The sequence below is a fragment of the Litorerythrobacter xanthomarinus genome (assembly GCF_046254955.1).
Lineage (GTDB): Bacteria > Pseudomonadota > Alphaproteobacteria > Sphingomonadales > Sphingomonadaceae > Qipengyuania_C.
The window spans coordinates 682,315-705,632 of record NZ_JBJXRG010000001.1 but is presented as its reverse complement, the minus strand read 5'-3'; the positions used below and the strand labels follow the sequence as shown (position 1 = coordinate 705,632).

24 protein-coding genes are annotated in these 23,318 nt (G+C 61.2%); 16 read left to right on the top strand and 8 right to left on the bottom strand.

What is annotated here, in order from left to right:
• Positions 1 to 43 precede the first annotated feature (43 nt).
• Genes ACEWMW_RS03655 through ACEWMW_RS03645 form a run of 3 tightly spaced genes read left to right on the top strand, consistent with a single transcriptional unit; the run spans position 44 to position 4,442 of the window.
• Positions 44 to 907 (top strand): DUF2059 domain-containing protein, encoded by an 864-nt coding sequence (locus ACEWMW_RS03655; RefSeq protein ID WP_409412533.1) that lies wholly within the window; start codon positions 44 to 46, stop codon positions 905 to 907.
• Between the two features lie 45 nt (positions 908 to 952).
• A complete protein-coding gene (locus ACEWMW_RS03650; protein ID WP_409412532.1) occupies positions 953 to 1,939 on the top strand; it encodes a calcium/sodium antiporter in 987 nt (328 codons plus the stop codon).
• 37 nt (positions 1,940 to 1,976) lie between these two features.
• Positions 1,977 to 4,442 carry a ligase-associated DNA damage response DEXH box helicase gene (locus tag ACEWMW_RS03645; protein WP_409412531.1) on the top strand — a complete coding sequence of 822 codons (2,466 nt, stop codon included), beginning with the start codon at positions 1,977 to 1,979 and terminating at the stop codon, positions 4,440 to 4,442.
• 11 nt (positions 4,443 to 4,453) lie between these two features.
• Here ACEWMW_RS03645 and ACEWMW_RS03640 read toward each other — a convergent pair whose 3' ends face one another.
• The 5 genes from ACEWMW_RS03640 to ACEWMW_RS03620 form a co-directional block, all read right to left on the bottom strand.
• Positions 4,454 to 4,834, bottom strand: a complete 381-nt coding sequence (locus ACEWMW_RS03640; protein WP_409412530.1) for an ExbD/TolR family protein — start codon at positions 4,832 to 4,834, stop codon at positions 4,454 to 4,456.
• 232 nt (positions 4,835 to 5,066) lie between these two features.
• Positions 5,067 to 5,507 (bottom strand): ExbD/TolR family protein, encoded by a 441-nt coding sequence (locus tag ACEWMW_RS03635; RefSeq protein WP_409412529.1) that lies wholly within the window; start codon positions 5,505 to 5,507, stop codon positions 5,067 to 5,069.
• A 30-nt stretch (positions 5,508 to 5,537) separates the two neighbouring features.
• Positions 5,538 to 6,077 (bottom strand): ExbD/TolR family protein, encoded by a 540-nt coding sequence (locus ACEWMW_RS03630; protein ID WP_409412528.1) that lies wholly within the window; start codon positions 6,075 to 6,077, stop codon positions 5,538 to 5,540.
• Positions 6,078 to 6,164: 87 nt separating this feature from the next.
• Positions 6,165 to 6,956, bottom strand: coding sequence for a MotA/TolQ/ExbB proton channel family protein (locus tag ACEWMW_RS03625; RefSeq protein ID WP_409412527.1), 792 nt, complete (start codon positions 6,954 to 6,956; stop codon positions 6,165 to 6,167).
• Positions 6,957 to 6,999: 43 nt separating this feature from the next.
• On the bottom strand, positions 7,000 to 7,650 hold the full coding sequence (locus ACEWMW_RS03620) for an energy transducer TonB (protein ID WP_409412526.1): 651 nt from the start codon (positions 7,648 to 7,650) through the stop codon (positions 7,000 to 7,002).
• Between the two features lie 343 nt (positions 7,651 to 7,993).
• Between ACEWMW_RS03620 and ACEWMW_RS03615 the strand changes: the two genes are divergently transcribed.
• Positions 7,994 to 8,854 carry a hypothetical protein gene (locus tag ACEWMW_RS03615; protein WP_409412525.1) on the top strand — a complete coding sequence of 287 codons (861 nt, stop codon included), beginning with the start codon at positions 7,994 to 7,996 and terminating at the stop codon, positions 8,852 to 8,854.
• 98 nt (positions 8,855 to 8,952) lie between these two features.
• Positions 8,953 to 10,263, top strand: a complete 1,311-nt coding sequence (locus ACEWMW_RS03610) for a homoserine dehydrogenase (protein ID WP_409412524.1) — start codon at positions 8,953 to 8,955, stop codon at positions 10,261 to 10,263.
• Here the strand turns inward: ACEWMW_RS03610 and ACEWMW_RS03605 are convergent.
• A complete protein-coding gene (locus ACEWMW_RS03605; RefSeq protein WP_409412523.1) occupies positions 10,260 to 10,733 on the bottom strand; it encodes a hypothetical protein in 474 nt (157 codons plus the stop codon). The two genes, ACEWMW_RS03610 and ACEWMW_RS03605, sit on opposite strands and share 4 nt — an antisense overlap.
• Before the next feature lie 104 nt (positions 10,734 to 10,837).
• Here ACEWMW_RS03605 and glpX point away from each other — a divergent pair, with 104 nt between their 5' ends.
• Positions 10,838 to 11,818, top strand: a complete 981-nt coding sequence (gene glpX / locus ACEWMW_RS03600; protein ID WP_409412522.1) for a class II fructose-bisphosphatase — start codon at positions 10,838 to 10,840, stop codon at positions 11,816 to 11,818.
• Positions 11,819 to 11,916: 98 nt separating this feature from the next.
• Here the strand turns inward: glpX and ACEWMW_RS03595 are convergent, their stop codons facing one another.
• Positions 11,917 to 12,048, bottom strand: a complete 132-nt coding sequence (locus tag ACEWMW_RS03595; protein WP_409412521.1) for a hypothetical protein — start codon at positions 12,046 to 12,048, stop codon at positions 11,917 to 11,919.
• A gap of 112 nt (positions 12,049 to 12,160) precedes the next feature.
• Here ACEWMW_RS03595 and ACEWMW_RS03590 point away from each other — a divergent pair, with 112 nt between their 5' ends.
• On the top strand, positions 12,161 to 13,096 hold the full coding sequence (locus ACEWMW_RS03590) for a ribose-phosphate pyrophosphokinase (RefSeq protein ID WP_409412520.1): 936 nt from the start codon (positions 12,161 to 12,163) through the stop codon (positions 13,094 to 13,096).
• A gap of 56 nt (positions 13,097 to 13,152) precedes the next feature.
• The gene (locus ACEWMW_RS03585; protein WP_409412519.1) at positions 13,153 to 13,539 is read left to right on the top strand and encodes a cupin domain-containing protein; all 387 of its coding nucleotides are present in this window, start codon (positions 13,153 to 13,155) and stop codon (positions 13,537 to 13,539) included.
• Between the two features lie 53 nt (positions 13,540 to 13,592).
• Here the strand turns inward: ACEWMW_RS03585 and ACEWMW_RS03580 are convergent, their stop codons facing one another.
• The gene (locus tag ACEWMW_RS03580; protein WP_409412518.1) at positions 13,593 to 14,366 is read right to left on the bottom strand and encodes a helix-turn-helix domain-containing protein; all 774 of its coding nucleotides are present in this window, start codon (positions 14,364 to 14,366) and stop codon (positions 13,593 to 13,595) included.
• A gap of 275 nt (positions 14,367 to 14,641) precedes the next feature.
• Here ACEWMW_RS03580 and hisN point away from each other — a divergent pair, with 275 nt between their 5' ends.
• The 8 genes from hisN (at position 14,642) to ACEWMW_RS03540 (ending at position 23,305) form a co-directional block, all read left to right on the top strand.
• Positions 14,642 to 15,415, top strand: coding sequence for a histidinol-phosphatase (gene hisN / locus ACEWMW_RS03575; RefSeq protein WP_409412517.1), 774 nt, complete (start codon positions 14,642 to 14,644; stop codon positions 15,413 to 15,415).
• 13 nt (positions 15,416 to 15,428) lie between these two features.
• Positions 15,429 to 16,364, top strand: a complete 936-nt coding sequence (locus tag ACEWMW_RS03570) for an oxidoreductase (RefSeq protein ID WP_409412516.1) — start codon at positions 15,429 to 15,431, stop codon at positions 16,362 to 16,364.
• 134 nt (positions 16,365 to 16,498) lie between these two features.
• Complete coding sequence (rpmI, locus tag ACEWMW_RS03565) at positions 16,499 to 16,702, top strand: 50S ribosomal protein L35 (protein ID WP_409412515.1); 204 nt, start codon at positions 16,499 to 16,501, stop codon at positions 16,700 to 16,702.
• A gap of 106 nt (positions 16,703 to 16,808) precedes the next feature.
• Positions 16,809 to 17,168, top strand: a complete 360-nt coding sequence (gene rplT, locus ACEWMW_RS03560) for a 50S ribosomal protein L20 (RefSeq protein ID WP_409412514.1) — start codon at positions 16,809 to 16,811, stop codon at positions 17,166 to 17,168.
• A 116-nt stretch (positions 17,169 to 17,284) separates the two neighbouring features.
• Positions 17,285 to 18,196, top strand: a complete 912-nt coding sequence (locus ACEWMW_RS03555; protein ID WP_409412513.1) for a helix-turn-helix domain-containing protein — start codon at positions 17,285 to 17,287, stop codon at positions 18,194 to 18,196.
• Between the two features lie 44 nt (positions 18,197 to 18,240).
• Positions 18,241 to 19,347 (top strand): phenylalanine--tRNA ligase subunit alpha, encoded by a 1,107-nt coding sequence (gene pheS / locus ACEWMW_RS03550; RefSeq protein ID WP_409412512.1) that lies wholly within the window; start codon positions 18,241 to 18,243, stop codon positions 19,345 to 19,347.
• Positions 19,344 to 21,740 carry a phenylalanine--tRNA ligase subunit beta gene (gene pheT, locus ACEWMW_RS03545; protein WP_409412511.1) on the top strand — a complete coding sequence of 799 codons (2,397 nt, stop codon included), beginning with the start codon at positions 19,344 to 19,346 and terminating at the stop codon, positions 21,738 to 21,740. Before pheS ends, pheT begins: the two co-directional genes overlap by 4 nt.
• A 20-nt stretch (positions 21,741 to 21,760) precedes the next feature.
• Entirely contained in the window at positions 21,761 to 23,305 is a 1,545-nt protein-coding gene (locus ACEWMW_RS03540; protein WP_409412510.1) for a peptide chain release factor 3, read from the top strand.
• Positions 23,306 to 23,318 lie beyond the last annotated feature (13 nt).

Here is a 23,318-nt window from a genome sequence, read left to right as displayed (position 1 = left end):
GCTCACAAGGCCTGCAATCGTTGAATTTAGCCGGAGCAATCCCATGAAATCCCTTCGAAAAGCCTCACGCTGGCTCGTGCCCTTTGCCGTGCTCGCAATGACTGCCCCGGCACGTGCCCAGGATGAGGTCGCCGATATCGATCCATCCGCCGAGGTGATGGAGGCGCTGACCCGGATGTTTGTCGCCGAACCGCTGACACCTGAACAGGAAACGCGGCTTCCCGCAGCGAGCGCGGCGGTCGGTATAATGATGCCCGAAGGCTTCTACGGCGAGATGATGAGCAACATGATGGACCAGATCATGGAGCCAATGTTCGATGCCATGGGCGACAAGATTGTCGAGGGCCAGATCAAAAAACAGGTCGGCCTGTATAGTTGGGAGTTACCCGAATTGGACGAGCCGCAACTGGATGAGATTTCCGGCATCCTCGATCCGGTGGCCGAGCAGCGGATGAGCCTAGTAACTACCGGCATGATCGACGGCATGATCGGCATGTTCACCAAGCTTGAACCAGCGATGCGCGAGGGTATGTCCCGGGCCTACGCCGTCAAGTTCAGCGAGGCCGAGCTGGCCGATATCAACGCTTTCTTCGCAACCCCTTCGGGAAACAAATATGCAGCGGAATCGATGATGTTGATGGCCGATCCGCAGGTCATGTCGGGAATGATGCAGTCCATGCCGGCGATAATGGAAGAGATGCCCGCATTGATGGCCAAACTCCAAGAGGAAGAGAAAAAGTTGCCTTCGCCCAGGGGGCACGGTGACCTGACTTCAGCAGAGCAGATGCGGCTTGCGGAGTTGTTGGGCGTCACCAGGGAAGAACTTGAAGCCCGGATGGCCGATGCCGCGGAGGAGCTTGAGGGTTCAGCCGAAGATGGCCAGACATTACTGGTCGAAGAAAATTAGGCTCCGCCTCAGGCGCCATTTGCGTAACATGAACTCGCACCTGCCATGATGACAGCCACCCTCCTTGTCCTCGGCGGCCTTGTTGCGCTGATGGTTGGCGGCGATGTCTTGGTAAGGGGAGCTGTGCGGCTTGCCGAGAAAGCAGGCGTAACTCCGCTTCTGGTCGGACTGGTGGTGGTCGGCTTCGGCACATCCATGCCCGAACTCGTCACCAGTATCGAAGCATCCATGATGGGATCGCCGGCGATTGCCTGGGGTAATATCGTTGGCTCGAATCTGGCCAACAGCCTGTTGATATTGGGGGCGGCAGCCGCGATCTCGCCGATGTACTGGACCCGTACGCACACATTGCGTGATCCGGCGGTGGCAGTTGCAGCGAGCGTGATATTGCTCGCCCTGGCGGCTCTTGGGCTGGGGCACTGGGGCATCGGCGTGGCGCTGGTGCTCGGCCTCTTTGGCTATATCGCCTGGTGCTACCGGTCGGAAAAAGCGGGCAAGGATATCGCAGCCGCGGAGAACGTCGTGCACGACCGGGCTACCGCGCTCGAGATGACTGATGCCAATCTGCATGGCAAACTGGACGGGTGGCTGGTGCCGATCCTGCTCACGCTGGCAGGTCTTGGATTGCTGATCCTTGGCGGGCAGGCGCTGGTAACCGGCGCAATTGATCTCGCCCGCATCCTTGGCATGAGCGAAACGCTGATCGGCCTGACTATCGTCGCGATAGGGACCTCGCTGCCCGAGCTGGTCACGACCGTGATTGCCGCGCGCAAGGGCGAATCGGGCATCGCGTTCGGCAATGTCATCGGCTCGAACCTCTACAACGCGCTGGGAATCGGCGGGGCGACGATGATGGTCGCACCCCAGGCAATCCCCTACGAGCTGCTGGTGCCCGATCTTCTGCTGGTTGTGGCGACCGCCGTCTTCCTGCTCGCCTGGCCATCATGGCGCGGGCGTGTGGGCCGCCAGACGGGCTTCATCCTGATGGCGCTATATGCCGGCTACATCGTGATGGCGGTGCTGCAAGGCTGACTAACGAAAGCTTGCGCGCTGCGAGCTGCCTGCTGCTATGACTTGTCCTCCCATGGCGAGTGAAGTTCCTCCAGAGATATCGGACTGGTTTGGTGCGCGGGGCTGGCGGATTCGCAAGCACCAGCATGACATGCTGGAAGCGTCCGAGGCAGGACGGCATGCCTTGCTGGTCGCCGATACCGGCGCTGGCAAGACGCTCGCCGGTTTCCTGCCCACATTGGCGGATTTCGCGCCCTCGCGGCTTGGCGGTAGCGAGCCGCGTGACGGGCTGCACACGCTCTATGTCTCACCGCTCAAGGCCTTGGCGCATGACGTTCAGCGCAACCTGCTGACCCCGGTCGAGGAAATAGGGCTGCCGATCCGGATCGAGACCCGCAGCGGCGATACGCCATCGGATCGCAAGAAGCGCCAGCGCAGCAAGCCGCCGCACGTCCTGCTGACAACGCCTGAGAGTTTGTCGCTGCTGCTCTCGTATCCGGAAAGCTTCGCACTGTTCCGAGGCCTCAAGCGTGTGGTGATCGACGAGGTGCATGCATTCGCCACTGGAAAGCGTGGCGATTTGCTGGCTCTGGCGCTCTCGCGTTTGCAGGCGATCGCGCCAGATATGCAGCGCGCGGCCTTGTCGGCAACGGTGGCTGATCCGGAAGGCTTTCGCGAATGGCTCGCCCCATGGGGCGATATTGACGCTGTCGAGCTGGTCCAGGGCGAAGAGGGGGCCGAACCGCAGGTTGAAATCCTGCTTCCCGAAGAAGAGCGCGTGCCCTGGGGCGGACATGCCGGGCGCTGGGCTATCCCGCAGCTTTACGAAGAGATCCGGAAGAACCAGACCACACTGGTCTTCACCAACACGCGGTTCCTGGCCGAATTCATCTTCCAGCTGCTGTGGGACATCAACGAAGACAATCTGCCGATTGGGATCCACCACGGCAGCCTTGCCAAGGAGGCTCGGCGCAAGGTCGAAGGGGCTATGGCGCGGGGCGAACTGCGCGCGCTGGTCTGCACCGCCAGCCTCGATCTCGGTGTCGACTGGGGTGACATCGATTGCGTTGTCCAGATGGGCGCACCGAAAGGTTCATCGCGGCTCCTGCAGCGCGTGGGGCGGGCCAATCACCGGCTCGACCAGCCCAGCCGCGCGATCCTCGTGCCGGGCAACCGGTTTGAATTCCTCGAAGCGACCGCGGCGAAGGATGCGGTCGACGAAGGCCAGCGCGATGGCGAGGATTTCCGCCCCGGCGGGCTCGATGTGCTGGCGCAGCATGTCATGGCCTGTGCCTGCGCCGCGCCGTTTGATGAAGCGGCGCTGCTCAAGGAAGTGCGGTCCTCGCTCAGTTATGCATGGGTTGACGAAGAGACGTGGCAGCGCGTGCTCGGTTTTGTCGAGAACGGCGGATATGCGCTCAAGGCCTACGACAAGTTCAAGCGCATTGTCCGGGACAAGTCGGGTGTGTGGCGGCTGACGCATCCGGAGCACGCTGCGCGCCACCGCATGAACGCTGGAATTATCGTCGATTCCGAAATGCTCGCGGTGCGTTTCAGGAACGGGCGCAATCTCGGCAAGGTGGAGGAGCGTTTCGCGGCGAGCCTCTCCCCGGGCGATACCTTCTTCTTTGCGGGCATGAGCCTTGAGGTGGAGAAGTTGCAGGACATGGACGTGGTCGTCCGTGCGGCCAAGAAATCTGCCACGATACCGAGCTACGGCGGGCAGCGCTTGCCGATTACCGCGCACCTCGCGGAGAGGGTGCGTAACATGCTGGTCGATCGGGCTGGCTGGGCTCGTTTTCCCGATGACGTGCGCGAATGGCTCGAGGTGCAGGACTGGCGCAGCCAGATGCCGGGGCCAGGATCGCTGCTAGTCGAGAATTTCCCGCATGCCCGCATGCATTACAGCGTCTACTATACCTTTGAGGGCTGGAACGCGAACCAGAGCCTCGGCATGCTGATCATGCGGCGGATGGAAGATCGCGGGCTGATGCCGGCGGGCTTTGTCGCCAATGACTATTCGCTGGCGGTGTGGGGGCTGCGCAAGGTCGAGGATCCTGCGCCGCTGCTGTCGCCCGATATTCTCGCGCATGAGTTTGTCGACTGGGTCCAGGAATCGCATCTACTGCGCCGCGCCTTCCGCGAGGTTGCAGTGATATCGGGCCTTGTCGAACGCCAGCATCCCGGCAAGCGCAAGAGCGGCAAACAGGTCACCTTCTCGACCGACCTGATCTACGACGTGCTGCGCAAATACGAGCCCGACCATGTGCTGCTCGAAGCCGCCTGGGCCGATGCGCGCGCGCGCCTGACGGACGTGGGGCGGCTGGCGGATTTGCTCGAACGTTCAGCCGAGCAGCTAGTTCATGTCCAGCTCGATCGCGTCAGCCCGCTGGCCGTTCCCATCATGACAATGATCGGGCGTGAAGCGATGCCGCAAGGGGCGGTCGACGAGGAGTTGCTGCTTGAAGCGGAGACGCTTGCGGGCGAAGCGATGCGGATCGATCCGGAACCCGAAGCGGACTGAGCATTCGCAAGCTAGTCACCGCTCTCGAACTCGCGATATTTGTGATTGCCGACAAAGGCGAAGGTCTCGATCCCCGAATCCTTGATCAGCGCGATCGTCCTGGCAGAGGCATCGTAGCTCGCATCAGGGTCGGGCTCGAAGTGGATCAGCACATCATCGGGATGATTGGCGCTCGAGGCGAGCTGATTGAGGAGCTCTTGCCGCCCCAGCACTTCGCCATTCCAGTAGAGCCGGTCTTGCCGGTCGATCGAGACGGTATTCACCGCTTCGATCGCCTTGCCGCCGGGACCCGTCGGCAGTGGGACTTTCAGCGAATGGGTGAGAATCGGGATGGTGATGATGATCATGATGATCAACACCAGCAGCACATCGATCAGCGGAGTGGTATTCATCTCGCCCATCGGTTGGTAAACTTGCTGGGTATACAAGGAAGCAGTCCTGCGCATGGCTCTCTCCCACGCTAACGGTCCACCCTGTCGAACGATGTTACACCATTACATGGGCGATTGCCAGCTGTACGCGTGCTGCGTGATTGATTGCGCTTAGGCAGAAACGGGCGCAGGCACAAAAAAGGGGCGGATCGCTCCGCCCCTTTCTCATTCGCAATTTTGGTACTGGTTCGGGCTATTCTTCGCCCTTGCCGAATGAACGGTATTTCTCGTTTCCGACGAAGCCGAATTTGGTAACGCCCGATGCCTTGATGATATTGAGCACATCGACCGACAGCTCGTAGCTGGCATCCGGCTCCGGCTCGAACTGGAGTTCGGGCTCAGGATTGATGTTGGTCGTCTCCTGCAGCAAGGTGACCAGCTGACCGCCGCTGATTGCTTCAGCATTCCAGAGGATCTCGTTATTGCGGGTTAGGACCAGCTTGTTCTTGATCGGATCGATCTGGATATCATCTGGTGCTTCCGAAGGCTGTGGCAAATCGATGCTCACTGCATGGGTCGCAACCGGGATGGTGATGATGAACATGATGAGGAGCACGAGCATGACGTCGATCAACGGCGTCGTGTTCATTTCCATCATCGGCGAACCATCGTCCTTACCGCCTGACATTGCCATGGGAAAATACTCCTAAGTTCTATCCGCCGATCAACCGTTCGGGTCGACCGGGTTGGAAATAAAGCCAACGGTCGGATAACCAGCGGCCTGGACGTTGTAGATTGCACCAGCAACGCAGCGCCATGGTGCATTCACGTCGCCGCGAATGTGCACTTCGGGGATGAGCTCCGGATTTTCCATCATGAATTCCGGTCCGCCAACGCGCTTCACGATGGCATCTAGACGCTCGAACGCCCTGTCGTACAACTCGGTAGAATCCACCGGTGTCGTGTTGTTGAGGTAGATGCGACAGTTTCCGTCGCGGGTCGCTCCGGTAAATCCGCTGCGAACAAGACCGGCAGTACGGCCTTCGGCATCGGTCGTGGAAACCGTGATCAGCAAGTTCTCGACCTTATCCTTCGATTCGACCGACTCCATAATCGGAATGCGCAGTTCTTCGATCGTCTGGATCGCGACCGGGACCGCGATGAGGAAGATGATCAGGAGCACCAGCATCACGTCCACGAGCGGCGTGGTGTTGATGTCTGACATCGGCGTTTCGCCGCCGTCGCCTCCCATCGAAATCGCCATGGCTAATTCCTATCCCTAAATTGCTTCAATCGGCGAGTGAACGGGTGGCCGGGCAGACGAGCTGCACACGGCCACCGGTCCATTCAATCAGGGCTTGCGTGCCGGAGCAGCAGCGGCAGCCGGCTTGCTGGCAGCAGCCTTGGCAGCCTGCTGCGTCGACGCCTTGGTCATCGTTGCCGGACGGACAGCGCCAGCCGAGCTGATGTTGGCCAGAAGGTCGGTCGAGAAGCCGGTCAGCAGCGCAGCGATGCGCTTGTTGCGGCTCTGCAGCCAGTTGTAGGCCATAACCGCAGGCACAGCCACGAGCAGACCGATAGCGGTCATGATCAGGGCTTCACCCACCGGACCAGCGACCTTGTCGATCGAGGCCGAACCGGCGAGGCCGATGTTGATCAGCGCGCGGTAGATCCCGATCACCGTACCGAGCAGACCGATAAACGGAGCCGTTGCACCGGTGGTTGCCAGGAACGGGAGACCGCCTGCCAGCTTCGCATTGATCGAAGCTTCCGAACGCTGCAGCGAACCGTGCATCCAGTCATGTGCTTCAAGCTGGTCGGTCATCTTGCCGTGCTCTTCTTCGGCTTTCACCGCGTCATCGACAAGCTGGCGCCATGCGCTGTTCTTCTCGAGCTTGGTCGCGCCGTCCTTGAGCGAGTTAGCTCTCCAAAAATTGGTGCGAACGGCTTTATACTGGTTGAGGATTTTCTGCTGCTCAAGCCATTTGGTAATCAGGATGTAGAACGAGCCGACAGACATGATGACGAGAACGCCAAAGATCGACCAGGCGATCAGGCCGCCCTGTTCCATGGCCTCCATAAAACCGAAAGAGTTGACTGGCGCCGCATCGTCGCCTGCCGCTGCTAGAAGTTCGATAATCATTGCGAATGGTCCTCTTCGTAAAACTTTGTTCTAGTTGCCTGCCTTAGTCGGGCAGGACGTAACGGATTGATTGAGACAATGTGTCGGAAACCGGATTGCCGGCAGCATTGAGTGCGGGGTTATAGCGGGCGTAACGCTGCATGCCTCGGCAGGCTGCATCGTCGAGCGTACTCGAGCCCGAGCTTCCGGTGACCGCACAGTTTTGAACCCTGCCGTCCGCGCCGACAGTGATCGTCATCCGAACCACGCCCTGTTCCTCCGCACGCAATGCGCGAGAAGGATAGTCGCCCTGGATACGTCCGGCCCAGCGACCCTGATTACGGGGAGATGCGCTACGAGCTTGGGACGGTGGTGCAGGCGGTGCAGGCGGTGGCACGACCAGCACCGGAGGTGCGGGCGGTGGGATCGTCGGCTGCGTTTGAATCTGAGGCGGAGCCGGCGCGATGTTGATCGGCGGCGGCGGCGCTACGGGAGGCGGCGGCGTATCCGGCACCTCTTCAGGCGGCGGCGGCGGCTCTTCCTCCGGTGGCGGCGGTTCTTCAATATCTACCGTCGTCACGCGTTCGACCGCTTTCTTCACCGCTTCATAAGCGAGTCCGGTGACGAGTGCATATCCGAGAGCAACGTGAATAATCGCGGCCACTACCAGCCCGATTATCCGATTCGTGCTCATCCCTTCGTCAGCATATGCCATTCAGTCGCATCACTCCATCTTCACAGGCCGGGACAAGTCCCGACAAAAATTGCGTATCCCACGATTCGCTTATCGTGCGCTACGCAAAGCTCGCTGTCCACCCTGTGAGGCCGTTCGGGACGCATGCCCCTTATTGAGGTCCGCGTTCCCGAAGGTCCCACGCGGACCTACCGAAGCTTATCAATTGTTATCTACTCCGGTTTCTTCGCCCCTTTAGCTTTCGAGTCGGGGACAGGCAATTGCTTTATCAGTTAACGTGCAATTCAGTCGCTTCAATCTTAAACTGCAAACTGGGCGATATGTTTCCAGCCAGGCAGTGTTCCGGCACCAGGGAGAGCAATGAATGCGTGAATTCGTGAAGTATCTCAGAGCGATAGGGGCTGCGTTTTTTTTCGCTTCGCTCGGTGTTGCTGCTCACGCCCAGAGCCGACCGCCGACCGCAGGCGCGCCCGCAGCAGCTGCCTATACCTATGCCGACCTCGCCGATTTGACCGACGCGGCTGCGCTTGTGGTAAAGGTCGAAGTCAAGCGTCAGGCCGAAGTGGAGGCGGAGAGAGCCCCGGGTCTACGGCCGGGATTCGCGCGTCTTTATGTTGAGGCGGAAACGCTCTCGCTGATTGCAGGTAGCGCTCCGATCGGCGAATCGCTGCGCTACCTTGTCGACGTCCCGCGCGATGATCGCGGGCGCGTTCCCAAGCTGCGGAAAGGCGAGTTCATCGTCTTCGCGCAGCCCGTTCCGAACCGGCCAAGTGAATTGCAGCTCGCCGATGCGCGCGCACAGTTGGATTGGGAGCCAGGGCTTGAATCGCGGCTACGCGCAATCCTTGCTGATCTGTATTCCGGGAATTCCCTGCCAGCCATTCGCGGCGTACGTGATGCGCTGTCCGTCGCGGGAAATCTGGCGGGCGAATCGGAAACGCAGATTTTCCTTGAGACTGAAGGCAACCGGCCCGTGGCATTGTCGATCATCAGGCGGCCCGGCATGAATCCGGTGTGGGGCTATTCGCAGGCCGAGATTGTCGACCAGTCCGCACGGCCGGCCTTGCCCGGTTCAGTAGACTGGTACCGGCTCGCCTGCTTCCTGCCGCGCAGCCTACCGGCCGAAGCCAACCTGGCGTTTGATGCGGTATCGCAGCAGCAGGCGGTCGCCGACTATGCATTCGTAATCGCGCAATTGGGCGCGTGCTCGCGCAATCGCGGCTAGCAATCCTTGCTAGGGGAGGGGCAAGACATTTTGGTTCCCACGACCCCGCTTCACGCGCTAGGCGGGCGCCATGAAACTGAACAGTGAAACCAACCAGCATGGCTGATCCGCTTCGAATCGGGATTGCCGGCTTGGGAACCGTCGGCGCAGGTGTCGTCCGGCTGCTCGACGCGAACGCCGCGCTTATCGCGGCGCGGGCGGGGCGCCCGATCATTGTGACCGCAGTCAGCTCGCGCGATCGCGCGCGCAATCGCGGCATCGACCTTTCGGGCTTCGGCTGGGAAGACGATATGACTGCGCTGGCCGCGCGCGATGATGTCGATGCCGTAGTTGAACTGGTCGGTGGATCCGATGGACCCGCACTTGTCCTGGCGCAGGCCGCGATAGCGGCAGGCAAACCTTTCGTGACCGCGAACAAGGCAATGATCGCACATCACGGAATCGCGCTGGCCGAAGCGGCGGCGGAGGCCAATTGCGCGCTCAAATTCGAAGCGGCGGTTGCGGGCGGTATTCCGGTGGTCAAGGGCCTACGCGAAGGGACTGCAGCGAACGCCATCGAGAGAGTCTACGGGATTCTCAATGGCACCTGCAATTATATCCTGACGACGATGGAGCACACCGGCGCGGACTTCGCCGGCACACTCGCCGAGGCGCAGGCCAAGGGATATGCCGAGGCGGACCCGACCTTCGATATCGAGGGCATCGATGCGGCCCATAAGCTGGCAATCCTGTCGGCGATAGCGTTCGGCACGCGGATCGATTTCGATTCCGTTCGCTGTACCGGCATCACGAAAGTGCGGGCTGAAGATATCGCGCAAGCCGACAGGCTTGGGTATGTCGTGCGGCTGGTCGGGATTGCCGATCTTGATACCAACGGCGACGGGCAGAAGCGGCTCCTTCAGCGCGTGCGCCCTTGTCTGGTTCCGAAGAACCATCCTCTCGCTGCGGTGGATGGGCCCACCAATGCCGTCGTGGCGGAAGGCGATTATTCGGGTCGCTTGCTGTTCCAGGGTGCAGGCGCGGGCGACAAGCCCACTGCAAGCGCCGTAGTGGCCGACCTGATCGATGTGGCCCGCGGCGAGGCAGGTCCTCCGTTCTCGGTACCCGTTTCGGAACTGCGGACGATGGAGGCGGCCGACCCCGGGCACCGGACCGGCAAGGTCTACCTACGCTTCACAGTTGCGGACCGGCCCGGCGTGCTCGCGGAAATCACTGCCGCGATGCGCGATGCCGACGTTTCGATCGAAAGCCTCATCCAGGAAGGGCGTTCGAGAGACGGCGGCGAAGTGCTGGTGGCCATCGTCACGCATGACGGACAGGAACGCTGCGTTTCGCAGGCGCTGGAACTGCTTGACGGGTCCGACAGCCTCACCGCGCCGCCGCTCGTCATGCCCATCATCCGCGACTAATCCGCAAGCTCCTCGTTGGTATCGGAAGGCGCGTTGCCGCGCGGTGCGAGACCTTGGCCGGCCCGTTCCGCATCCGATCCGGGCGGCGTTTCGGGCAGCTCATCAAAGTCGATCATGTAGGCCGGAGGCGGTGGGCATGGGGGAATGAAGCATAGCCCCGAGACCGTTGCCGGCCCCCGGAAGATCCCCGGTCCGGCGACATCCGGGGCCCTGGGATCACCGGCATTCATAGTCTCGCGAGCATAGCGACTTTCCGCTTCGTCCTCGCTCGACACCCGAAATTGGGACTGATCTCTTTTGCGCCGGCATACGATGATTTCACCCGTGAGGATCGCTGCCTCCTGCTCATCCGAGCAATCTTCCATCGGCGGCGGCGGGCCGTAGGCATCTTCTGCGGCGGCGATCGCGGCATCGGTGTCGCTGGAGCGATTGTCCTGCGCAAATGAAGCTTCCGAGAAGAGGCCGGCCATGGGTATGGCGATCAGACAGATGAAAGGGCGCAGGCCTCGTCTCGACAATCTCACCCTCCAAGTCTAAGCGCTCGCCACGAAGCCTAGCAGGGACTGAATTACCCATGAACGCCGCCAAAACTTCTGCCTCCCATGTTCTTGATCGCGTACTCGTGCTGGAAATGGTCCGTGTGACCGAAGCAGCCGCGATTGCCGCTTCCGACCTGATCGGGCGCGGTGACGAGAAAGCCGCCGACGCCGCCGCCGTTGAAGCCATGCGCAGGGCGTTTGACGAGCTTTACATGGACGGTACGGTTGTGATCGGCGAGGGCGAGCGTGACGAGGCGCCCATGCTCTTCATAGGGGAAAAGGTTGGCGGTGCGCCGGGGCGCGGCCCCAAGATCGACATCGCGCTCGATCCGCTCGAAGGCACGACAATTACTGCCAAGGCAGGACCTAATGCATTAGCCGTGTTGGCAGCTGCCGAAGAAGGCTGTCTGCTCAATGCGCCCGATGTCTACATGGACAAGCTGGCCGTAGGGCCCGGCTATCCGGCGGACATTATCGACCTCGCCAAGAGCCCAACTGAAAACGTCAAGGCCGTGGCCGAAGCAAAAGGCGTGGCGCCGAATGAGATTATCGTCTGCGTGCTCGATCGCCCGCGCCATGCCGATCTCATTGCCGAGCTGCGCGAGATCGGCTGCGGCGTCGTTCTGATCGGAGACGGCGATGTCGCCGGCGTTATTGCGGTGACCGATGAAGACACCACGATCGACATGTACATGGGCCAGGGCGGTGCACCCGAAGGCGTGCTCGCTGCAGCGGCGCTGCGCTGCGTCGGGGGTCAATTCAATGGCCGGCTGGTGTTCCGCAATGATGACGAGAAAACGCGTGCCCGCAAATGGGGCATTGAGGACTTCGACCGGATCTACAAGCTCGAAGACCTTGCCAAGGGCGACTGCATTTTCGCCGCTACCGGGGTCACATCCGGCTCATTGCTCGATGGCGTGAAGCGCCTGCGCAGCGGTGTCATGACAACCGATAGCGTGGTCATGCGCGCCAGTTCCGGGACCGTGCGCTGGATCAAGGGCGAGCATAGGTTCTAGCAGATCGCGGACCGTGCCCAGGCGGCCTGCGCCGCTGCGGCCCTGCGCACTTCAAACAAATGAGCGCCGCAAGATCCAGGATAGCATCGGGCATAATCCTAGTCTGACGGGTCAAGGTCGCCGGACTGCGAATCCTGTTCGTCAGGCAATGGATCGGACGGGCCGATCAGGAGCCGCGCGACGAGCGCGATAAGAACGATTCCGAAGATGATCCATGCGGCATGGTCCATAGCGTTGCAGCCTATCCACGATCGGGCCGCTCGGCAATGTTGCAATCGCCTCTGTGCTGGCTAGAGCCTTGGCGAAGCGATTCTCCAGCGGGCTTTTGAGGGATACCCAGCGATGAAGATCATGTCCGGCAACGCCAACCTGCCCTTGGCACGAGCGATTGCCGCCTACCTCGAAATGCCTCTCACCGATGCCAGCGTTCGCCGCTTCGCCGATGAGGAAATATTCGTCGAGATCCACGAGAACGTACGCGGAGAGGATGTCTTCCTGGTCCAGTCGACCAGCTTCCCGGCGAACGACAATCTGATGGAACTCCTGATCTGCATCGACGCGCTCAAGCGCGCCTCTGCGCGCCGGATTACGGCGGTCGTCCCCTACTTCGGCTACGCACGGCAGGATCGCAAACCGGGCCCGCGTACGCCGATCTCCGCGAAGCTGGTGGCCGACCTGATCACCAAGGCCGGCGCTGACCGCGTACTCTCGGTCGACCTGCATGCCGGGCAGATCCAGGGCTTCTTCGACATTCCGACAGACAACCTCTTCGCCGCGCCTGTCATGGCAGCGGACATCCAGGCGCGCTACGGCGACCAGGACTTGATGGTGGTTTCTCCGGACGTGGGCGGCGTCGTCCGTGCCCGTGCGCTCGCCAAGCGGCTAGATAACGCACCACTGGCCATCGTCGACAAACGCCGCGACCGTCCCGGCGAATCGGAAGTGATGAACATCATTGGGGATGTTTCGGGCCGACACTGCATCCTGATCGACGATATCATCGATTCGGGCGGCACTCTGTGCAACGCGGCGCAGGCCTTGCTCGACGAAGGGGCAAAATCGGTCGCCGCCTATATCACTCACGGCGTGCTTTCGGGCGCTGCCGTATCGCGGGTCGATGGCTCGGCGCTCAAGGAACTGGTGATCACCGATTCGATCAATGCGACCGAGGCAGCAGACCAGTCCGAACGGATCCGCATCCTCACTATCGCGCCGCTGATCGGCGAGGCGGTGCGCCGGATTGCTGACGAAAGCTCGGTCTCGAGCCTGTTCGACTGATGGTGAGGCGCGCTGCCACTTTGGCAATCGCGCTGCCCCTCTCCTTGTCGGCATGCGTGTCCCACAAGCCTGTCGAACCGGTGCGCGCACCCGGCGTTCAACTGGCCGTCGAGGGACCGATCCTCGGGGTGGAGGATCGTTATCTTGTCTCGGGTATCATAACGCTTGCACCAGATGGCCTCGTACCGCGCCATGTCCATGATGGTGAGGAAATGCTGGTCGTCCATTCCGGTTCGGTCGAGCTATCATGGTTCGCGGACGATGGCTGGTCGCAAGTTCAGACAAAGACCATTGGTGCAGGTGAGGGATTTCGCATCCCCCCGCATACAGTCCATTGGGCGAAAGCGGGACGTGAGGGGACCTTGGCTGTCTCGACTTGGGTCGTACTCGAAGGCGCTCCCTTGCGGCGCGAGGTAGCAACGCCGGCGGATGTAAAAGGGTGATACCGCCCGGCGATTCCGCGGGGCATTTCGCGTCAGGCGAGCAGCCCTAAGGGTCAGCTTTCCCAAGGGCGCTTTTCGCCGCCTTCGAGCCTCCCCAGTGCTTCGAGACGGCGCGATTGCCGCGTCTCAAGCGCCAAGGTGAGTAGCGGCAATGGTGTCTGGACGAACTGCATTGGGCTCATCCCGAAGAACTCGACGAACTCCCGGTTGAGATGCGACTGGTCGAAATAACGCAGCAGCATTTCATCGCCCTCGTCATAGTCGCCCACGCCCCGCAGGATTGCGGCCATGTCGAGCGCGCGAGCGCGGCGCAGCACTTTTTTCGGCGAGAGACCGAAATCACGCTTTACGATCCGTTCGACCTTCTTGGCTGAAACCTCATGCTGTTCGGCGAACTCGCTCACCTTGATATTGGGGTCGGCCAGCGCAGCCATATCGAAGGCGCGTGTCAGCGCGTCGGGTTCCTTTCCGCTCTTATGTTCCAGATATTCGCGCATGATCTCTTCGACCATCAGCATCATCGCTTCGGAGTTTCCAACCAACCCTTCAAAGCGAGCAAAAAGGTTATCTCTGTCGAATCCGAATGCACTATAATCGATAATCCGATCCATCGCAGGGCCCATGGGGAATGGACCGAGTGCGCCCATCGCTCCGGGTTTCAGCGCAACAGAAAGTGTGACGAAATCGCCGTCTACATGGACCGGAAGACATTTAGAGTTCGGCCCGCAGAACACAGCCGTGTCGCTGAACTCCTGCTTCCCTTGGTCCAGCTCGACAACCCAGCTACCTTTGAACAGCATGCGCAAGATCGGAGTGTCGTAAAACATTCTGCAGCTAACACCCTGGCCGCGTTCGATGCTGACGTTTGTTGTGAATACTCGTGCAACCCACGGGGCGAGGTCTTTTGCTGGGGCGCGATTGGCGGCCAATGGCTGGCCATCAGCTGTCTCGGCCGATTGTGAGCGGATTCCCGGCGACTTCGCTGGTTTGGCATTGTCGAACGACATTGCGCTATGGACCCTGTTTTCATTGGCTACCCGGAGGGTGCTTTAGCAGCTTTGTGTCTTGACCGGAAGGATCGGCGCAACGAAAGGCTCGGGCCATGACTTCCAACAGTGATCTTGCTCTGGCCAATGCTCTTGCCGAAGCCGCCGGTGCGGCAATCCGTCCGCTGTTTCGCGGCGAGTGGTCGCAGGAGCAAAAGGCCGATCGCAGCTTTGTTACCGAGGCCGACCGCGCCGCCGAATCTGCCATGCGCGCGATCATCGAGGACCAGCGGCCCGATGACGGGATCATTGGTGAGGAATTCGGCACACGCAACGAAGGCGCCGGCCGCCAATGGGTTCTCGATCCGATCGACGGCACTACCAGCTTCATTGCCGGACGCCCGATATTCGGCACGCTTATCGCGCTCGTGCAGGACGGCTGGCCGGTACTTGGCGTCATCGACCAGCCAATCGCGCAGGAGCGCTGGGTCGGCCGGATCGGCGAAGGGACGACTTTCAACGGAAAGCCCGCACAGGTCGCGCCGTGCCGCGAGCTGTCCGACGCGGTTCTGGCGACTACGACCCCGCATCAGTTTTCTGGAGACGATGTCGATGCCTTCATGGGCGTCGCGAAATCGGTCGCCGAACGCAAGATCATCTACGGCGGCGATTGCTACAACTACGCCCTAGTGGCGAGTGGCCACGTCGATCTGGTGATCGAGGCCGGGCTCAAGCTATATGACTATGCCGCGCTGGTTCCCGTCGTGGAGGGTGCAGGCGGCATCATGAGCGACTGGCAAGGCAATCCGCTCGATGCCGCGAGTGACGGAAGAGTGATTGCGCTCGGCGATCCCGCGCGCCTTGAAGACGTGCTCGAAGCGATGGGCTGATAGGAGGCTGAGCGTGCCGAAGATTATCGATACCGGGATCAGGGATTGGACGCCTGGCGAGCTTCCCAATCTTAAGGGCAAGCGTTACTTCATCACCGGGGGCAATTCAGGCATCGGCCTCGAAGCCGCCAAAATTCTTGCCAAGAACAATGCCGATGTAGTTATCGGTGCGCGGGACCAGGCCAAGGGCGAGGCTGCCGTCGCTGAAGTGAGCCTGTGCGGACCGGGCAAAATCAGTCTTGTCCAGATCGATCTTGCCGACTTGTCGTCAGTACGGTCGGCGGCGGAACAGGTCACAAATGACTTTGGCCCGCTTGATGCGTTGATCAACAACGCCGGGATCATGCAGACTCCCAAGCAGAAGACTGCCGACGGGTTCGAAATGCAGCTTGGCACCAATCACCTTGGCCACTTCCTCCTTTCGGGTTTGCTTTTCCCGCTTGTGGGTGAGGCGGGAGGCAGGATCGTCACGGTATCGTCGATTGCGCATAAATTTGGTTGGATCGACTTCGACAACCTGATGCTTGAGCGTGGTTACGAACGATCGCGAGCCTATGCGCAGAGCAAGTATGCCAACCTTGTCTTTGCGATCGAATTGCACCGCAGGCTCCGGGCTGGCGATTCTTCCGTCGCTTCGATCGCCTGCCATCCCGGCTATTCGGCGACTTCTCTCACCAGCACCGGGCCCAATGCAGTGATGGCGGGCATCTATTCGATCTCGAACGCCATCTTCGCTCAGCCGGCCGAGCTCGGCGCATTTCCGACGGTTCTCGGAGCGGCTGATCTGCGCGCCGAAAGCGGAGCCTATTATGGTCCGCGGGGCTTGTTTGACGCGCGCGGCCCGGTGGGAGACGCCGAGATCGAGAGGCGCGCTCTCAAGGAGGACGTCGCCAAGCGGTTGTGGGAGGTGAGCGAAGCACTCGTAGATTTCGAATGGCGTCTGCCCTGACAGCATCCGCAAAGCTTGCAATCCTCGCGCGAAACGCTAAATGCGCGCCCTTCACTGACACGTGATTCATGAGCCTGCCTGGCTGAAAGGGCTGCCAGGGCCGGTTGGACGTGTCTCTGCACTAGGAGATGAAAATGCCCAAACTGAAGACCAAGAGTGGTGTGAAGAAACGCTTCAAGATCACCGCCACCGGCAAGGTCAAGCATGGTGTCGCCGGAAAGCGCCACCGTCTGATCAGCCACAATGCGAAGTATATCCGCCAGAACCGCGGCACCAAGGTGTTGTCAGAAGCCGACACTAAGACCGTGAAAAAGTGGGCCCCATACGGGCTGGATTAATCGAAGAGCGGCTCCAACCCCCTCCCCTTGTCCTCAAGCAGCGAAGCGATAGGACGCTAGGAGACGGAGACGGGCCGGGACCGAGTTTCTAGAAGGATATACTGACATGCCACGCATCAAGCGCGGGACCACCACCCGCACCAAGCACAAGCGGCTCCTCGAACAGGCCAAGGGCTATCGCGGTCGCCGTAAGAACACCATTCGCATCGCGCGCCAGGCCGTCGAAAAGGCCGGCCAGTACGCGTATCGCGATCGCAAGGTTAAGAAGCGCAATTTCCGTGCGCTGTGGATCCAGCGGATCAACGCAGCGGTCCGCGCCGAAGGTCTGACGTACTCGCAGTTCATGCACGGCGTGAAACTTGCCGGCATTGAGCTCGATCGTAAGGTCATGGCGGATCTCGCCATGAACGAGGCGGCGGCTTTCAATGCGATCATCAAGCAGGCGAAGGACGCGCTTCCGGCCTGATCGCGAACGACTTGTGAATATCAAAGGGCGGCCCTGTTGGGCCGCCCTTTTCTTTTCAGTTCAAACACCTATGAAAGTTTTCGGGCTGAGCGTCGGGCGCAGCCGGAGGGTCGCCTTTGTCCGAAGAATCGGTGAATTTTGCTGAACATGAGAGCAACGGCCTGCGCCTCCGGCTGGCTGGGCCGCCTCCCGATCTCGCACCATACCTGTCAGGCTATTACCGGACCGAAGTGGCCCAAGGGACCACTATCGAAGACTGGCTCCCTCCCGAGGAGGCCAATGTCAGGACCGGCACTGCAGAAATCTATGAAGCAAGCATCGGAGAATTTCCGCTTGCCACCGTTCCGCCTGCGGTTCTGTCTGGACCAACGGACAAGGTTACCCACCTTCGCATTCGCAACGGCAAGTTCTGGGGCATCGGCTTTACGCCGGCAGGTTGGGCGCGATTTATCCGGATACCTGCAAGTACGATGGCCAATCGGTTCAGTAATATCGGAGAAACGCCGGCCGATCGATCGCTTGCAGATTTGCTCGAATCGCTGCGTGAGGACGGAGATGATCTGCCGAATGCTGTAGGCCGGATCAACGCAACCCTGAGACAATTGATGGGGGCGAGGCCGGCGAATGAAAGCACGATACATGCGGTCCACATGAGCACGCTCTCCCCGGAAGCCACTTCGGTACCGCCGATCGCGGCGATGGCGGGGATGAGCACACGTACTTTCGAGCGCTTCTGCAAGCGGCATTTCGGGTTCACCGGGGGTGTGTTGTTGCGGCGCCAGCGCTTCTTGCGCAGCCTTGGCAAATACATGCTGGACCCCTCGATGAGATGGATAAGTGCGCTCGACACGCATTATGCCGACCAGGCCCATTTCATCCGCGACTTCAGGGCTGCCATGAACATGACGCCCAGCGATTATGCTGCGCTGGCGCACCCGCTTGTCGGAGCGGCGGTATCGGTTACCAACATGGGCGGGGGAGTTGCCCACCAGGCACTTTACAAGCCCGCAGGCGTCCCGGACCGCTAAACTGGGCTTTAGCATTGCGGCAGTTGCCGCTAGAGGCTCCCCGCATGAGTGAATTGGATCAGATGCGCGAGACGGCCCTGGCCGCGATTGCTTCGGCGAACAATGCCGATGCGGTCGAGAAGCTGCGTGTGGAATATCTCGGCAAGCAGGGCTCGATTTCTGCCTTGCTGAAGACATTGGGCAAGATGAACCCCGAAGAGCGGCAGACCGAGGGTCCGAAGATCCACGGCTTGCGCCAGGCGGTTACGGACGCGCTTCTTGCGCGCAAGGCCGAGCTCGATGTAGCGGCGCTCAATGCGCAGCTGGCACGCGAGGTTGTCGACCTATCCTTACCCGCATCATCGGCCCCGAAAGGTTCGGTCCACCCGGTCAGCCAGGTGATGGACGAGCTGGCGGAGATCTTTGCCGATATGGGATTCTCGGTCGCGACCGGCCCCGAGATCGAAGACGACTGGCACAATTTCACCGCGCTCAACATGGCCGAGACGCATCCGGCACGTGCGATGCACGACACGTTCTATTTCCCCGAAAGCGACAACAATGCCGACGGGAACCGGATGCTGCTGCGCACGCATACTTCGCCGGTGCAGATCCGCAGCATGGTGGAGCAAGGCGCTCCGATCCGGCTTATCGCCCCGGGCCGCGTTTACCGCAGCGACAGTGACGCAACGCACACGCCGATGTTCCACCAGGTCGAAGGGCTTGTGATCGACCGCGATATCCATCTCGGTCATCTCAAATGGACGTTGGAGACGTTCCTGAAGGCGTTTTTCGAGCGCGAGGATATCGTTCTGCGCCTGCGCCCCAGCTACTTCCCCTTCACCGAGCCTTCGGTCGAAGTCGATGTCGGCTGGGAAGAAGTCAACGGCCGCCGCGTGCTCGGCGGCGATGGCGATGCGCCCGGCCATGGCTGGATGGAGCTGCTCGGCAGCGGGGTGGTCAACCGCAAGGTAATCCAATTTGCCGGGCTGGATCCCGATGAATGGCAGGGCTTCGCCTTCGGTGTCGGCGTCGACCGGCTCGCGATGCTGAAATACGGCATGGACGATCTGCGGGCCTTCTTCGATGGCGATCAGCGCTGGCTTGACCACTATGGTTTCTCGCATCTCGACCAGCCGACATTGTCCACAGGCGTAGGGGCGAAAGCATGAAGTTCTCGCTCGAATGGCTCAAGTACTTCCTTGAAACCGAAGCGAGCGCGGCGGAAATAGCGGCTGCGCTCAACCGGATAGGACACGAGGTCGAAGGGCTCGAAGACCCGGCGGATCGGCTGGAGGGGTTCTGTGTGGCCACGGTCCTGACCGCCGCCAAACATCCCGATGCCGACAAGCTGCAGGTGCTCACTGTAGACACCGGGGAAGGCGATCCGCTGCAGGTCGTTTGCGGCGCGCCCAATGCGCGTGCGGGAATGAAAGGCGTGCTGGGCCTGCCTGGTGCGGTGGTCCCGGCGAACGGAATGGAATTGCGCAAGAGCGCGATTCGCGGCGTCGAAAGCAATGGAATGATGTGCTCGGTGCGCGAGCTCGAACTTGGCGACGAGCACGACGGCATTATCGAACTGCCCGAAGAAGCACCGGTCGGATCGAGCTTTGCCGAATACAGTGACGCCTCGCCGATCTTCGATGTGGCGATCACGCCCAACCGGCCCGATTGCATGGGTGTCTATGGCATCGCCCGCGATCTCGCGGCGGCGGGCGTGGGCACGTTCAAACCGATCGAAGTGTCCGAGATCGAAGCGGCCGGGCCGTGCCCGGTCGAAATTCGTACCGACGATTCCGAAGGCTGCCCGGCATTCTATGGCCGCGTGATCAAGGGCGTCGACAACACGGTGTCCTCGCCCGACTGGATGCAGCGACGTTTGATTGCAGCGGGCCAGCGCCCAATCAGCGCGATTGTCGACATCACCAATTATGTGTTGCTGGCTTTCGGCCGCCCGGCGCACGCCTATGACCTCGCCAAGCTGACAGGCGCCGTCGTGGCGCGCCGCGCCAAGGATGGCGAGAAGGTCGAGGCGCTCAACGAGAAGACCTACACGCTCGATTCCAGTATGACGGTGATTGCGGACGATGCGGGCGTGCACGACATCGCCGGGATCATGGGCGGCGAGCATTCGGGTGTGACCGAAGGTACCGCCGACGTGCTGCTCGAGATCGCCTATTTCGACCCGGAGCGGATCGGTGTGACTGGGCGCAAACTGGGGCTCGCCTCGGATGCCCGTACGCGGTTCGAGCGCGGGGTCGATCCCGAATTCCTCGATGACGGTCTCGCGATCCTGACCAGTTTGATCCAGCGTGTTTGCGGCGGCGAGGCGAGCGAAGTCATGCGCGCCGGTTCACCGCCGACCGCGCCGAAGCAGGTCGCGTTCGATCCTGCGCTGACGGAAAAGCTGGGCGGCATCGCAGTTGGCGATGAAGAGCAACGTGCGATCCTGGGAAGCCTTGGCTTCGAAGTGGGGCCCAACTGGCAGGTCTCCTGCCCGCCGCGCCGCCACGATATTGAAGGCGCTGCAGACCTTGTCGAAGAAGTCGTCCGGATTCACGGGCTCGATGCGGTGCGAAGCGTCGCCTTGCCGCGCGCGGATGGCGTCGCGCGCCCGACTGCGACTGCGGAACAGGCAGCCGAGCGCAAACTGCGTCGTGCCGCTGCCGCACGCGGGCTCAACGAGGCTGTGACATGGTCGTTCATTCCCGAAGCCGATGCCGATCACTTCACTGAAGGCAATGGCGGCCTTTGGGTGCTCGAGAACCCGATTAGCGAAGACATGAAGGCAATGCGGCCGTCGATGATCCCGGGATTGCTGGCTGCGGCCAAGCGCAACCAGGATCGCGGCGCGGCAAGCTCGCGCCTGTTCGAAATCGGAAGGCGCTACTTCCGCGGCGAGAAAGGTGCGAGCGACGAACGACCTACGTTGGGCGTATTGCTCGCCGGCGAGAAGACGCCGCGCGGCTGGGATAACGGTAAGGCTGAAAGCTTCGACGCGTTCGATGCCAAGGCTGAGGCGCTGGCGCTGCTCGAAGCCGCAGGTGCTCCGGTCGCGAACCTGATGGTGATGGGAGAGGCGGGGTCGCAGTTCCACCCGGGCCAGTCCGCCACGCTTCGGCTCGGACCCAAGAACGTGCTGGCACGTTTCGGCGCGCTGCATCCCGCCACGCTCAAGGCGTTCGATATCGATGGGCCGGTGATGGCAGTCGAGCTGTTCCTCGATGCAATTCCTCCGCGAAAGGGCGGCGGCTCTTTTGCTCGCCCGGCCTACGCGCCGCCCGCATTGCAAGCGATCACGCGCGATTTCGCATTCCTTGTCCCTGTCGATCTCGCGGCGGGCGATCTGGTGCGCTCCGTAAACGGTGCGGACAAGCAGGCGATCACCAGCGCGCGTGTTTTCGATGTGTTCGCCGGACAGGGCGTGCCGGAAGGCAAGAAATCAGTCGCTGTCGAAGTCACCCTCCAGCCGGGCGAAAAGAGCTTCACCGACGAGGAGATCAAGGCGATTTCGGACAAGATTGTCGCAGCGGCAGCCAAGCAGGGAGCGGAGCTGCGCCGCTAGGCCGAGCAGACCGACACACCATGTCCAATCGCCGTACTTTCGCGATCATTTCGCACCCTGACGCGGGGAAAACCACGCTGACCGAGAAGCTCCTGCTGCAAGGCGGCGCGATCCACCTCGCGGGCGAGGTCAAGGCGCGCGGGCAGGCGCGGCGGGCCCGTTCGGACTGGATGAAGATCGAGCAGCAGCGCGGTATTTCGGTGACCTCGAGCGTCATGACGTTCGAGAAGGAATATGATGGCGAGACCATCACCTTCAACTTGCTCGATACCCCGGGGCACGAGGATTTCTCCGAAGATACCTATCGCACTCTGACCGCGGTCGATTCGGCGATCATGGTGATCGACGCTGCCAAGGGGATCGAGCCGCAAACGCGCAAGCTGTTCGAAGTGTGCCGCCTGCGTAGCGTGCCGATCATCACCTTCGTCAACAAGGTCGATCGCGAAGGGCGTCCGCTGTTCGAGATCCTCGATGAAGTGGCCGATGCACTGGCGCTCGATGTCTCGCCGCAAAGCGCGCCGCTGGGCATGGGCGGATTGTTCAAGGGCGTACTCGATTTTGCGAGCGATACGGTTGCGAAGCCCGAAGGCGACAGCAAGGAATATCTCGGCACGCGCGAACCGTTTGATGGTCTTGTGGACGAACTGGACGAGGAACGCGCCGAAGAGATCGAGTTGACCCGGATCGGCTATCCCGAATTCGATCTCGAAGCCTATCGGAACGGCGATCTCACTCCGGTCTTCTTTGGCTCTGCGCTCAAGAATTTCGGTGTCGAGGAACTGATCGATGCGATAGCGCGCTGGGCACCGCCGCCGCGCCCTCAGCCAGCGGGCGATGCGCAGATCTCGCCCGAATACGGCGAGGTGACCGGCTTTATCTTCAAGGTGCAGGCCAATATGGACCCCAACCACCGCGACCGGATCGCTTTCATGCGGCAGGTCTCGGGCACCTTCAAACGCGGCATGAAGCTGACGCCTTCGGGCCTCGGCAAGCCGATTGCGATCCACTCGCCGATCCTTTTCTTCGCGCAGGACCGGGAGATTGCCGACACCGCGGAAGCGGGCGATATCATCGGCATCCCCAATCACGGGACATTGCGCGTGGGTGATACACTGTCGGAGAAGAACCAGGTCCGCTTCACCGGCCTGCCCAACTTCGCGCCGGAAATCCTGCGCCGGGTCCAGCTCAAGGATCCGACCAAAACCAAGCAGCTCAGGAAGGCGCTGGACGATCTCAGCGAAGAGGGCGTGATCCAGGTCTTCTACCCAGAGATCGGCGGGCAATGGATTGTTGGCGTCGTCGGCCAGCTCCAGCTCGATGTGCTGATCTCGAGGCTTTCCGCCGAGTACAAGGTCGAGGCCATGCTCGAAGATTCGCCCTTCGCCACGGCCCGCTGGCTGAAGGGCGAACAGGCGGCGCTCGACGAATTCGAGAACTTCAACCGTGCGCACCTGGCCAAGGATCGCGACGGCGACCTCGTCTTCCTCGCCAAAAGCCCGTGGGATGTCGGCTACCAGGAAGAGAAGAATCCGGAGCTTAAATTCTCCGCCACCAAGGAACGCTAGCTTGCGAGAGCGC

Bases quoted from the DNA above. Each gene is read 5' to 3' on its own strand.
- ACEWMW_RS03650 (WP_409412532.1), top strand. From the start codon at position 953: ATGATGACAGCCACCCTCCTTGTCCTCGGCGGCCTTGTTGCGCTGATG.
- pheT (WP_409412511.1), top strand. From the start codon at position 19,344: ATGAAGTTCTCGCTCGAATGGCTCAAGTACTTCCTTGAAACCGAAGCG.
- rpmI (WP_409412515.1), top strand. From the start codon at position 16,499: ATGCCCAAACTGAAGACCAAGAGTGGTGTGAAGAAACGCTTCAAGATC.
- ACEWMW_RS03615 (WP_409412525.1), top strand. From the start codon at position 7,994: ATGCGTGAATTCGTGAAGTATCTCAGAGCGATAGGGGCTGCGTTTTTT.
- ACEWMW_RS03590 (WP_409412520.1), top strand. From the start codon at position 12,161: ATGAAGATCATGTCCGGCAACGCCAACCTGCCCTTGGCACGAGCGATT.
- ACEWMW_RS03595 (WP_409412521.1), bottom strand. From the start codon at position 12,048: ATGGACCATGCCGCATGGATCATCTTCGGAATCGTTCTTATCGCGCTC.
- ACEWMW_RS03655 (WP_409412533.1), top strand. From the start codon at position 44: ATGAAATCCCTTCGAAAAGCCTCACGCTGGCTCGTGCCCTTTGCCGTG.
- ACEWMW_RS03645 (WP_409412531.1), top strand. From the start codon at position 1,977: ATGACTTGTCCTCCCATGGCGAGTGAAGTTCCTCCAGAGATATCGGAC.
- rplT (WP_409412514.1), top strand. From the start codon at position 16,809: ATGCCACGCATCAAGCGCGGGACCACCACCCGCACCAAGCACAAGCGG.
- ACEWMW_RS03635 (WP_409412529.1), bottom strand. From the start codon at position 5,507: ATGGCAATGTCAGGCGGTAAGGACGATGGTTCGCCGATGATGGAAATG.
- ACEWMW_RS03620 (WP_409412526.1), bottom strand. From the start codon at position 7,650: ATGGCATATGCTGACGAAGGGATGAGCACGAATCGGATAATCGGGCTG.
- glpX (WP_409412522.1), top strand. From the start codon at position 10,838: ATGAACGCCGCCAAAACTTCTGCCTCCCATGTTCTTGATCGCGTACTC.
- ACEWMW_RS03610 (WP_409412524.1), top strand. From the start codon at position 8,953: ATGGCTGATCCGCTTCGAATCGGGATTGCCGGCTTGGGAACCGTCGGC.
- pheS (WP_409412512.1), top strand. From the start codon at position 18,241: ATGAGTGAATTGGATCAGATGCGCGAGACGGCCCTGGCCGCGATTGCT.
- ACEWMW_RS03580 (WP_409412518.1), bottom strand. From the start codon at position 14,366: ATGTTTTACGACACTCCGATCTTGCGCATGCTGTTCAAAGGTAGCTGG.
- ACEWMW_RS03605 (WP_409412523.1), bottom strand. From the start codon at position 10,733: ATGGCCGGCCTCTTCTCGGAAGCTTCATTTGCGCAGGACAATCGCTCC.
- hisN (WP_409412517.1), top strand. From the start codon at position 14,642: ATGACTTCCAACAGTGATCTTGCTCTGGCCAATGCTCTTGCCGAAGCC.
- ACEWMW_RS03630 (WP_409412528.1), bottom strand. From the start codon at position 6,077: ATGGCGATTTCGATGGGAGGCGACGGCGGCGAAACGCCGATGTCAGAC.
- ACEWMW_RS03540 (WP_409412510.1), top strand. From the start codon at position 21,761: ATGTCCAATCGCCGTACTTTCGCGATCATTTCGCACCCTGACGCGGGG.
- ACEWMW_RS03625 (WP_409412527.1), bottom strand. From the start codon at position 6,956: ATGATTATCGAACTTCTAGCAGCGGCAGGCGACGATGCGGCGCCAGTC.
- ACEWMW_RS03640 (WP_409412530.1), bottom strand. From the start codon at position 4,834: ATGAATACCACTCCGCTGATCGATGTGCTGCTGGTGTTGATCATCATG.